This window comes from Ruegeria sp. YKSF131, assembly GCF_059612645.1.
The window spans coordinates 1-10,217 of sequence record NZ_JBXWQZ010000097.1 but is presented as its reverse complement, the minus strand read 5'-3'; the positions used below and the strand labels follow the sequence as shown (position 1 = coordinate 10,217).

Annotated in this window: 11 protein-coding genes; 8 read left to right on the top strand and 3 right to left on the bottom strand. The window is 59.6% G+C overall.

Features of this window, described 5'->3' with window-relative positions:
* Positions 1-61: 61 nt before the first annotated feature.
* The 7 genes from AC2FLZ_RS21030 (at position 62) to AC2FLZ_RS21000 (ending at position 5,801) form a co-directional block, all read left to right on the top strand.
* Complete coding sequence (locus AC2FLZ_RS21030) at positions 62-1,216, top strand: phosphoserine transaminase (RefSeq protein ID WP_496882726.1); 1,155 nt, start codon at positions 62-64, stop codon at positions 1,214-1,216.
* 96 nt (positions 1,217-1,312) lie between these two features.
* Positions 1,313-2,908 (top strand): phosphoglycerate dehydrogenase, encoded by a 1,596-nt coding sequence (serA, locus tag AC2FLZ_RS21025; RefSeq protein ID WP_496882725.1) that lies wholly within the window; start codon positions 1,313-1,315, stop codon positions 2,906-2,908.
* 120 nt (positions 2,909-3,028) lie between these two features.
* Positions 3,029-3,757 (top strand): metallophosphoesterase family protein, encoded by a 729-nt coding sequence (locus tag AC2FLZ_RS21020; RefSeq protein WP_480605532.1) that lies wholly within the window; start codon positions 3,029-3,031, stop codon positions 3,755-3,757.
* Between the two features lie 35 nt (positions 3,758-3,792).
* Positions 3,793-4,671 carry a phosphoserine phosphatase SerB gene (serB, locus tag AC2FLZ_RS21015; RefSeq protein ID WP_480554427.1) on the top strand — a complete coding sequence of 293 codons (879 nt, stop codon included), beginning with the start codon at positions 3,793-3,795 and terminating at the stop codon, positions 4,669-4,671.
* Between the two features lie 41 nt (positions 4,672-4,712).
* Positions 4,713-5,042, top strand: a complete 330-nt coding sequence (locus AC2FLZ_RS21010) for an ArsR/SmtB family transcription factor (RefSeq protein WP_480493917.1) — start codon at positions 4,713-4,715, stop codon at positions 5,040-5,042.
* Entirely contained in the window at positions 5,030-5,458 is a 429-nt protein-coding gene (locus AC2FLZ_RS21005) for an SRPBCC family protein (RefSeq protein WP_480554430.1), read from the top strand. The genes AC2FLZ_RS21010 and AC2FLZ_RS21005 overlap by 13 nt, the downstream gene beginning before the upstream one ends.
* 22 nt (positions 5,459-5,480) lie before the next feature.
* Positions 5,481-5,801, top strand: coding sequence for a YciI family protein (locus tag AC2FLZ_RS21000; RefSeq protein ID WP_267364302.1), 321 nt, complete (start codon positions 5,481-5,483; stop codon positions 5,799-5,801).
* A gap of 5 nt (positions 5,802-5,806) precedes the next feature.
* On the opposite strand, the gene AC2FLZ_RS20995 is transcribed toward AC2FLZ_RS21000, so the two are convergent.
* The gene (locus AC2FLZ_RS20995) at positions 5,807-6,805 is read right to left on the bottom strand and encodes an asparaginase (RefSeq protein WP_480554431.1); all 999 of its coding nucleotides are present in this window, start codon (positions 6,803-6,805) and stop codon (positions 5,807-5,809) included.
* Between the two features lie 179 nt (positions 6,806-6,984).
* Here AC2FLZ_RS20995 and AC2FLZ_RS20990 point away from each other — a divergent pair, with 179 nt between their 5' ends.
* On the top strand, positions 6,985-7,521 hold the full coding sequence (locus AC2FLZ_RS20990) for an invasion associated locus B family protein (protein WP_480474205.1): 537 nt from the start codon (positions 6,985-6,987) through the stop codon (positions 7,519-7,521).
* Positions 7,522-7,879: 358 nt separating this feature from the next.
* On the opposite strand, the gene tcuB is transcribed toward AC2FLZ_RS20990, so the two are convergent.
* Both tcuB and tcuA read right to left on the bottom strand, forming a co-directional pair.
* On the bottom strand, positions 7,880-8,944 hold the full coding sequence (tcuB, locus tag AC2FLZ_RS20985) for a tricarballylate utilization 4Fe-4S protein TcuB (protein ID WP_496715410.1): 1,065 nt from the start codon (positions 8,942-8,944) through the stop codon (positions 7,880-7,882).
* Positions 8,934-10,079 carry an FAD-dependent tricarballylate dehydrogenase TcuA gene (gene tcuA, locus AC2FLZ_RS20980; protein WP_496715411.1) on the bottom strand — a complete coding sequence of 382 codons (1,146 nt, stop codon included), beginning with the start codon at positions 10,077-10,079 and terminating at the stop codon, positions 8,934-8,936. The genes tcuB and tcuA overlap by 11 nt, the downstream gene beginning before the upstream one ends.
* Between the last annotated feature and the right edge of the window lie 138 nt (positions 10,080-10,217).

Sequence of the window (10,217 nt, the reverse complement as noted above, 5' to 3'; positions counted from 1 at the left end):
TAGGTCTGTCCGTGGGACACCCCTCCCCAACGAGGGGCGTGTATCTGGAAGGGTAATACACATGACGATCGAACAACCGGCGACGCGGCCGGCAAATCCGCGTTTTTCTTCGGGCCCCTGTGCCAAACCCCCCACATTTGACCTGACAAAACTGGCTGATGCCGCATTGGGCCGGTCGCACCGCGCCGCTGTCGGCAAGGATAAGCTGAAGGCGGCCATCGAAGGCACGCGCGAGATTCTGGGCATTCCGGCGGATTACCGCATTGGCATCGTTCCCGCCTCGGACACCGGCGCGGTTGAAATGGCGCTGTGGTCTTTGCTGGGTGCGCGCAAGGTCGAGATGCTAGCCTGGGAAAGCTTTGGGTCCGGCTGGGTGACCGATGTGGTCAAGCAGCTGAAGATCGACGCCGAGGTGAAGACCGCGGATTACGGGCAGATCGTTGATCTGGCCTCGGTCGATTTCGCAAATGACGTGGTGTTCACGTGGAACGGCACAACCTCGGGTGTACGGGTACCCTATGGCGACTGGATTGCCGATGACCGCCAGGGCCTGACGATCTGCGATGCAACCTCGGCGGCCTTTGCGATGGATCTGCCCTGGGACAAGCTGGATGTAACAACCTTCAGCTGGCAGAAAGTGCTGGGCGGCGAAGCGGCCCACGGGATGCTGATCCTCAGCCCGCGCGCCGTTGAACGGCTGGAAAGCTATACCCCCGCATGGCCGCTGCCCAAGATTTTCCGCCTGACCAAGGGCGGCAAACTGATCGAAGGCATCTTTACCGGGGCAACGATCAACACGCCGTCAATGCTGGCGGTCGAAGATTATCTCTTTGCGCTGGACTGGGCGCGATCGGTGGGCGGATTGCAGGGGCTGATCGCGCGTGCGGATGCCAATGCGGGTGCGGTACACGCGTTCTGCGACCAGAACGGCTGGATCGCAAACCTGGCAGAGGATGAGGCGACACGGTCGAACACTTCGGTCTGCCTGAAGTTCACCGACGCGCGTATTCAGGACGGTGCAGCCTTTGCCAAGGCAGTCGCCAAGCGACTTGAAGCCGAGAATATCGCACTTGATATCGGCGCTTATCGCGACGCGCCTGCGGGCCTGCGCATCTGGTGCGGCGGTACGGTTGAAACCTCGGATATTCAGGCGATGCTGCCCTGGCTGGCATGGGCCTTTGCGACCGAGATCAAAGCGCAGGCGCAGGCTGCCTGAGTTTCATGTGCCGGGCTGAAGCCCGGCCTACCCCATCACTGATGTAAGGCGGGCGTCAGCGCGCTACCCTCTGAAGAATTCAAAGGACCAACCAAAATGGCTCCCAAAGTACTCGTATCCGACAATCTCAGCGAAACCGCAGTGCAGATTTTCCGCGACCGCGGCATCGACGTGGATTTCATGCCCGAGCTGGGCAAAGACAAAGACAAGCTTGCCGAGGTGATCGGTCAATATGATGGCCTCGCCATCCGTTCGGCAACCAAGGTTACACCGACCCTTCTGGAAAAAGCCGACAGGCTGAAGGTCATCGGCCGCGCCGGGATCGGCACCGACAATGTCGACAAAGAGGCGGCCTCGAAAAAAGGGGTGATCGTGATGAACACACCCTACGGCAACATGATCACCACCGCCGAACACGCCATCGCGATGATGTTCGCCGTGGCGCGGCAAATCCCCGAGGCCAGCACCTCGACCCATGCGGGCAAGTGGGAAAAGTCCAAGTTCATGGGGATCGAGCTGACCAACAAGACACTGGGCGTGATCGGTGCCGGTAACATTGGTGGCATCGTGTGCGAACGGGCTTTGGGCCTGAAAATGAAAGTCATCGCTTATGATCCTTATCTGGGCGAAGAGAAAGCGGCCAAGATGGGCGTCGAAAAGGTCGAGCTGGACGAACTGCTGGCGCGCGCCGATTTCATCACCCTGCATGTGCCGCTGACGGATCAAACCCGCAACATCCTGAGCCGCGAGAATCTGGCCAAAACCAAAAAGGGCGTACGGATCATCAACTGTGCCCGCGGCGGTCTGGTGGATGAAGTGGCTCTGGCCGAAATGCTGCAATCCGGCCATGTTGCCGGAGCGGCCTTTGACGTGTTCAGCGAGGAACCCGCCAAGGATAACGCGCTGTTCAACCTGCCCAACGTGGTCTGCACGCCCCATCTGGGCGCGGCGACCACCGAGGCGCAGGAGAACGTGGCCTTGCAGGTGGCTGAACAGATTTCGAACTACCTGCTGACGGGCGCGGTCGAGAACGCGCTGAACATGCCCAGCGTGACAGCGGAAGAAGCCAAGCTGATGGGGCCGTGGATCAAGCTGGCAGGTCATCTGGGCAGCTTCATCGGCCAGATGACGGATGAGCCGGTCAAGGCGATCAACATCCTCTATGACGGTGTGGCCGCTGAAATGAATCTGGCTGCGCTGAACTGTTCGGTGGTCGCGGGGATCATGAAAAAGTTCAACCCCGAGGTGAACATGGTCTCGGCCCCTGTGGTCGCGAAAGAGCGCGGGATCAAAATCTCGACCACCAATCAGGACAAGTCGGGTGTTTTTGATGGCTATATCAAGGTCACGGTCGTAACGGACAAGCGTGAACGGTCGATCGCGGGTACGGTGTTCAGCGATGGCAAGCCGCGCTTTATCCAGATCAAAGGCATCAACATCGATGCCGAGGTCGGCGCTCATATGCTGTACACCACCAACGAAGACGTGCCCGGCATCATCGGCACGCTGGGTCAGACCATGGGTGAAAACAACGTTAACATCGCCAATTTTACCCTCGGCCGTACAGAGGCTGGCGGCGAAGCGATTGCGTTGCTTTATGTCGACGAACCGGTCCCGGCCGAAGCACGGGCAAAGCTTGCCGAAACAGGCCTGTTCACGCAGATCAAACCGCTGGAATTCGACGTCGCCTGATCGCGGCTGTTGAGTTTAAGAAACAGTTCAGGACCCGGTTATACGAATACCCGGGTCCTTTCTTCTCTGATTTCGCAATCTGAGTCACAAGCGAGCTGACTCATACCGCCGGAGGATTCTATGACTTTGCCAGTCTATGCCATTGGTGATCTGCACGGGCAGGTGGCCGAACTGGACCGCGCGCTGTCTCTGATCCAAAGCGATGGCGGCCCCGATGCTCAGATCGTGTTTCTTGGTGATTACGTGGATCGCGGCCCTGACAGTCGCGGGCTGATTGACCGCCTGATTGCCGGGCGTGATGCTGGCCGGAACTGGATCACTCTGTTGGGCAATCACGACCGCATGTTTGCCTGGTTCATGGAGGACACTCCGCGCCACGATCCGCATTTGTTGGTGGGATACCACTGGCTGCATGACAGGTTGGGCGGGGTCGACACCCTGCGCAGCTATGGGGTGGAATTCGAAGGTCAGATCCGCCTTGAAAACCTGCACCGTATGGCTCAGACAGCCGTGCCGAAGTCGCACCTGACCTTCCTGCGCGATCTGGTGGTGATGCATCAGACGCCCGAGATTGTCTTTGTTCATGCGGGTATCCGTCCGGGTGTGCCGCTGAATGAACAGCAGGCAAGTGATCTGATCTGGATCAGACAGGACTTCCACGACTACCACGGCCCGCATCCCAAACTGATCGTTCATGGTCACACGCCTGTGGATCAGGCGACGCATTATGGCAACCGGATCAATCTGGACACGGGGGCCGGATACGGACGCCCGACGGGCGTCGCCGTATTCGAGGGACAGAATTGCTGGGAACTGACCGAACAGGGTCGAACACTGTTGACGCCCTGACCGTCCCGCATGGGTATGACACTGGAGATTGGAATATGTACGTCGCCACTTTGCTGACCAACCCGGTTGCACCCTCGCTGGACCGTGCCCTGCCTGAATCGCTGCGCAACGCGTGGGGCGGTGGAGATGTCCTGTGGCTCAGCCCGGACGAGGCGGTCGAGTTTGAGCTGAGTGACATGCCCGCCAATCGCTGGGACGTTTGGGCTGATCTGCAAGGCATGGGCGTGGACCTGATTGTGCAGCCCGCACAGGGGAGGCGCAAAAAGATGCTGTTGGCCGATATGGACAGCACCATGATCCAGCAGGAATGCATTGACGAACTGGCGGATGAGGCTGGCGTCGGCGAAAGGGTCAAGGACATCACCGCCCGCGCCATGAACGGAGAGCTGGATTTCGAAGGTGCTCTGATCGAACGGGTTGGTCTGCTGAAGGATCTGGATGAAAGCGTCATTGGCAAAGTCCTGCGCGAACGGATCACCCTGATGCCCGGCGGACAGGCGTTGCTGGCAACAATGCGAGCCAACGGTGCCTATGCTGCACTGGTGTCCGGTGGCTTTACTGCCTTCACCGCGCGGGTGGCAGAGCTGCTGGGGTTCGATGAAAACCGCGCCAACACTCTGCTGGCCGCAGATGGCAAACTGACGGGCGATGTGGCGCGTCCCATATTGGGGCGGCAAGCCAAGATCGAGGCGCTTGAGCAGATTTCCACGCGTCTTGGGTTGTCCGAAAATGACGTGATCGCCGTGGGCGACGGGGCCAATGATCTGGGCATGCTGGAGCGGGCCGGAACCGGGGTTGCCCTTCACGCCAAGCCGTCGGTGGCCGCGAAATGTGACGTGCGGGTGAATCACGGCGATCTGACGGCACTGCTTTACCTGCAAGGGTACAGTCGCTTGGATTTTACCGAATCCTGACAGGGCTTTTCATTATTTAACATTTGTGTTAAATAGAGGTTATGAGCACGCTTCTGACCACCTTTTCCGCTTTGTCCGATGCCACCCGGTTCTCGATTGTCGAGCAGCTGATGGAGCAGGGCGAACTGCCCGCCGGTGACCTGATCGAAGGGCGCGGAATGTCCGGTGCTGCGATTTCGCGCCATCTGAAAGTGTTGCGCGAGGCAGGGTTGGTGCAGCAGCGCGTGCGGGGCACCCAACGGATGTACTCCATCCGGTCCGACGGGCTGCGGATGATTGCCGACTGGACGATCTCCAAACGGCAATTCTGGGAAAGCAGCCTCGATCGCCTCAGTGATATTATCGAAAGGGAGAAGTCATGGCCGACCTGAAACTGGAACGGGACTTCCCCGTCAGCCCAGAGGATCTGTTTGTATGGATCAGCGACGGCAGCCGGTTGTTGCAATGGTGGGGGCCCGAAGGGATGCACGTGCCTGAGCACAATCTGGATTTCTCGCGCACCGGCCCGTGGTATTCGGTCATGGAAAACGGCGAGGGTCAGCAATACAAGGTCTCGGGCCACGTCACGCATGTCGACCCGCCAAACTCGGTGGGGTTTACCTGGGGCTGGCATGACGATCAGGATCAGCGCGGGGCCGAAAGCCACGTCACCTTCACAGTCACAGCGACGGGCACAGGGTCACGCTTGGTTTTGGACCACCGCGAACTGGCCGATGCCGAAGCAGCCGCGAACCACAATCAGGGCTGGACGTCTTCGCTGCGCAAACTCGAAGCGAAGTGCAAATAAGGTTTCATCAGGGAGGAGCGATATGCCCCAGTATTTGTTTGTTTATCACGGGGGACACACCCCGACCGACCCCGCCGAGATTGAGGCGACCATGGCCGCTTGGGGCGCATGGTTTCAGGGTATGGCCGAAGCGTTAGAGATCCCCGGCAACCCGGTCGGACAGTCCTATACGGTCAGCAGCAGCGGGGTTGTCGACAATGGCGGCGCAAACCCGGCCTCGGGCTTTACCGTGATCAAGGCCGACAGTATCGAAGCCGCGACCGAGATGGCCAAGGGCTGTCCGATGGTCGTCAATGGCTCGGGCTCGGTCGAGGTGGCCGAGGTGCACGAGATCGAGATGTAGGGGCCTTAGCCGGGGAAACCCGGCGCAGGTTTGATCACGCCGCATTCCAGCCCCCGGCGGCTGTATTGCGGGGCGTTCATGAACTTGCGGGTGGCCGGGTGATCGGCCTCCAGCACACCGAGGCTCACCAGAATAGCGGCGATGGCGCATTCGCTGGCCCGCGTGGTGCCATCGGTGATCTTTAGCGCAACGCCCATGCGTTTTTCCGGGATGATGGCCACAAACACCGCCTCGGCCCCGGTCTTGATGGCAACACGCCCGTTCATGGCGCGCATCAGTTCGGTGCAGGCACGGGTCTCACCGGCTACCAGTTCCGGGTGTTTTACCATTGCCGCCACCAATTGCACCGCCGCCTCGCTGGAACGGTCGGACCGATCCGAGGCGCTGGCGAACCATGCCATCGACCGGGCCAGCCCGGCCAGCGACACGGCGAAATTCGGGGCGGAACAGCCGTCAATACCGTAACCGGGGCTGGTTTCGCCTGACGTCTCTTCGATGGCAGACAGGCAGGCCTGCTGCACCGGGTGATCGATTTCCAGATATTCCGGCCCTGCGCCCATATGCTGACCCAGTGTCAGGAAACCACAATGCTTGCCGGAACAGTTGTTGTGGATCTGGCACGGGGTGTCATCCGCCAGGATCAGCCGATCCCGCGCGGCAGTGTCCGCTGGCTCCTGTGGCCCGCAGCGCAAGTCGTGCTCGCTCAGCCCCAGATGATCAAGCCACGCTGTTACGCGGTCGGTATGGATCGCAGCCCCGTTGTGTGACGCGCAGGCCAATGCAAGATGTTCGCTGTTCAATCCGTATTTTGCAGCGGCTCCCGACGTGACCAGCGGAAGCGCCTGAATCATCTTGGCGGAAGAGCGCGGATAGATAACCGCCTGCGGGTCGCCCCAGCTGCGCACGATCTGGCCGGAGTCGTCGCAGATGACCGCGTGGCCCAGATGCAGGCTTTCCAGCAAGTTGCCACGCCACAGTTCTGTCATTGCTACGGGCTGCGTCATCTGGACCTCCGAAATTAATGCGCAAAATTCTGCCAATCGCCCTTTCGCCTGTGGCGAAACCTGCGTTAGTGTGTGTATGTCGGCAATCATCGGAATGCGCAACGGAATAGACGGGCCGGAAGGGTTCGCAGCCATGTCCGATGGATTTGAGGTATCGGTCGAGCTAGGAGGCTGGACAAATGGGATCAATGCTCGTTCGTACGATTGCGGGCCTGTGTGTGGCAGGCATCGCCGCGACTTCTGCAATCGCCCAGCAGGCGACAAGCACAAACCGGGTTGCTGCAAAAACGGACTGGAGCGTTTTTGTCGAAGATGATCCCACCGAATGCTGGAGCGTTTCGGCCCCCAAGGAAACCGTGAACACCCGGGGCGGGCGCGTCGTATCCGTGCGGCGCAGCGACATCCTGTTGTTTGTGTTCTATCGGCCCAATGCCGAGGTCAAAGGACAAGTGACCTTTACCGGCGGCTATCCGTTTGCACCGGGATCGACAGTGAACCTGAATGTCGACGGGTCCGAGTTTGAACTGTTCACCGAAGGTGAGTGGGCCTGGCCTGCGTCAGATGCAGATGACGCCAAGATCGTCACCGCGCTGAAACGCGGAACCGAGGCTGTTCTGACTGCCCGGTCCGAACGCGGCACGCAAACCAAGGACACCTTCTCGCTGCTGGGCTTTACCGCAGCAATCGAAGACGCCGAAAAGCGCTGCACCAAGTAAGCACCCCGACCTAACAAATGGTCGCGTCATTGGCGGCGCTTTTCTTATGTGGACTTCCGTCAAGTGGGTCAGTCCATGCTGCGATTGCTCAATCCGCCCTCAAATGGCAGGATTGAGCCCAACCTGTGAATTCGAATTCTTCGCCGCGAGCGCACGCAGCGTGAAAATCGCCGCACGTGCTCGGTTCATGGCACTGCGCGGCGGCGGAGATAGCTGCCATTCAGCCATGGTGCAGAGAAACTTTGGTTGGCGAGGATCAAGTTGCGGGACAAAGCTGCCATTTCGCTACGACTGAGTGCATTTCAACTTTCTCGCGGTTTGCAGACATTCGTTTTAAGTTGCCTCGCGTCGCACGAGCTCAGCCTGCGCCGTCCGCATTTCGGATCAAAGCGGCCAGCCGATAGAAGCCGTGGACGAATTTCGAGTATGGTAGCGTGAGGAACAATGTCAGCACCAAAGCAAGGTGGAGCGTGAGGAGATAGGGTTCGAGACCCGAATCTGAAGCGACATATAACAACAGACCAGACGTGCTGACAGCAAAGAGCAACAGGACGAATGCCATGTCGCCGCCGCGCACACGGGCATCGGACAATCTCCCATCGGCCCGCAATTTGAGCGATGCCATACAGAGGGTGCCTGCGCTTAGCATGAGACCGCCAGGTATTCCGAAGAGTTTTGGCAAACTAAACAACCCATAGGGTGCAGGCATATCAAAAACATAATGCAGTACTGTGCCAGAAGAGGTCGATGCAAAGCACAGCAAAAATCCCCACATCGTTAATTGATGCGCGATGCGGCGGGCATTGCTGAACCGGTCCTCATCTTCGAAATTACAGCCTTGCCCCTGCCCACCTGCCAGATTGCGCATGCTTGCCACGTCCCGCATCGCGCGGTTTAGGTCGCACAGCCTGATCCGCCCGCCCTCTACATGCGTCCAATACCGGCGCAGCGACACAAACGTAGCAAGAAAAGGCAACACAAAGGCGGGCGCAAAAACGGCGACCATCAAGGAATGGCTCATGTAGGCATAAAAACCGGCTCCATCGTTGGTCTTTTGCAAGGTCCCAGTGGCAAAAATCAAAGCAAACAGGCACAGAACAACCAAAGCGCCAATGGCAACACCGTGCCGGTCATAGGCCCGCGCAAACCCTGAAGGCCATGCGAACTCCTTCCAACTGTCGGTACGCACCTCTGCCAATATGCGCGGCAGGTTTATCGCAAACTCATGCGGTTCGGTGTATTGGCAGGCGTAGTAACAGCCACGGCAATTGTGGCACAGGTTGGCCAGTTGGGTGATGTCTCCATCGGCGAACTCGGTTTGGCGGGTGATCGCCGGGAACACGGCGCAGTAACCCTCGCAATAGCGGCACGCATTGCAAATCTCGATCTGCCGGCGGGCCTCTTGCCTTGTTTCAGCTGACATGCGCTGCGGCCTCCCTGCCTGCGATACGGCCAAAGACCGTGCCAATGGTCATCCCGAACCCGGCCAGATAGCCCTCGCCAAGGATCGACCCTGCCATGATTTCACCCGCCGCCCAGACGTTGGGCAGCGGCGCGCCGTTCGCCTGCACCCGCGCGGTTTCATCGACCTGAAGCCCGAGATAGGTGAACGTCACGCCGGGCCGCAGTTCATAGGCATAAAACGGAGGCTCGACCAAAGGACGCGCCCAATTGGTTTTGGGCGGTGTGAGGCCTTGGGTGGCCAGGCCGTCCAATTCCTGCGGACTGAAAGGCCCGTCGCCGCAGGCCGCATTGAACGCCTCGATGGTGCGCAGCGCCTGTTCTGGCAGGCCAAGCTTGATCCGCAAGGCATCAAGCGTCTCTGCCTTGATGGGCGGAAAAACCGACGGCATGAACAGATCGCGCGCGCGTGCATCAATGATGGAATAGGCCACCTGATCGGGCTGCGCCGCCACCAGCCGCCCCCAGATCGCGTAGCGTTTCGGCCAGACGTCTTCGCCCTCGTCATAAAACCGCTGACCGTCCTTGTTCAGAACCACTGAAAACGGCACACAATCTAGCCGCGTGACGATCCCGCCGTCAAACTTCGGTGCGCGCCCGTCAATGGCCACCGCATGACACTGGGTCGGATCGCCCACACTGCCCGCCCCCTGATCCAGGATGTCGCGCCAAACGACGCCGCGATTATAGGGCGTACCGCGGATCAGGAAGTTGCGGGCCGCAGGGCCCCAGGCTTCGGCCAGCCAGTCCAGATCGGCCTGAAACCCGCCGGAGGCAATCACCAATGCACGGCCTTGGATGTGCGTGCCGTCCTTCAACTCAACATGGGCAAACGCACCCTCGGCCATCCCCACATGCACCACCTCGGCCTCATAGCGCACCTCGACGCCCAGATCCTGCGCCCTCCGGTAGTAGGCATTCACCAGCGCTTTGCCGCCGCCCAGAAAGAACGCATTGGTCCGCCCAAGGCTCAGTGTGCCAGACAGCGAAGGCTGAAACCGCACCCCGTGCGCCTCCATCCAGGGAAGGCAGTCCTGCGAGGTTCGAATAACCATCCGCGCGAGTGCCTCATCGGTGTTCCCATTGGTCACGCGCATCAGATCGTCAAAATACTCGTCCTCCCCGAGCGTGTTGCACAAATCGTTTCCGATGCGTAGCTGGTCCTTTGATTTGACTGCGGGATGCTGTGATGCCTTTCAAATTCAATGCGTCGCGGCGGGATAAGTTTGCGAAGG

Bases quoted from the DNA above. Each gene is read 5' to 3' on its own strand.
- AC2FLZ_RS21030 (WP_496882726.1), top strand. From the start codon at position 62: ATGACGATCGAACAACCGGCGACGCGGCCGGCAAATCCGCGTTTTTCT.
- serA (WP_496882725.1), top strand. From the start codon at position 1,313: ATGGCTCCCAAAGTACTCGTATCCGACAATCTCAGCGAAACCGCAGTG.
- AC2FLZ_RS21020 (WP_480605532.1), top strand. From the start codon at position 3,029: ATGACTTTGCCAGTCTATGCCATTGGTGATCTGCACGGGCAGGTGGCC.
- serB (WP_480554427.1), top strand. From the start codon at position 3,793: ATGTACGTCGCCACTTTGCTGACCAACCCGGTTGCACCCTCGCTGGAC.
- AC2FLZ_RS21010 (WP_480493917.1), top strand. From the start codon at position 4,713: ATGAGCACGCTTCTGACCACCTTTTCCGCTTTGTCCGATGCCACCCGG.
- AC2FLZ_RS21005 (WP_480554430.1), top strand. From the start codon at position 5,030: ATGGCCGACCTGAAACTGGAACGGGACTTCCCCGTCAGCCCAGAGGAT.
- AC2FLZ_RS21000 (WP_267364302.1), top strand. From the start codon at position 5,481: ATGCCCCAGTATTTGTTTGTTTATCACGGGGGACACACCCCGACCGAC.
- AC2FLZ_RS20995 (WP_480554431.1), bottom strand. From the start codon at position 6,805: ATGACGCAGCCCGTAGCAATGACAGAACTGTGGCGTGGCAACTTGCTG.
- AC2FLZ_RS20990 (WP_480474205.1), top strand. From the start codon at position 6,985: ATGGGATCAATGCTCGTTCGTACGATTGCGGGCCTGTGTGTGGCAGGC.
- tcuB (WP_496715410.1), bottom strand. From the start codon at position 8,944: ATGTCAGCTGAAACAAGGCAAGAGGCCCGCCGGCAGATCGAGATTTGC.
- tcuA (WP_496715411.1), bottom strand. From the start codon at position 10,079: ATGCGCGTGACCAATGGGAACACCGATGAGGCACTCGCGCGGATGGTT.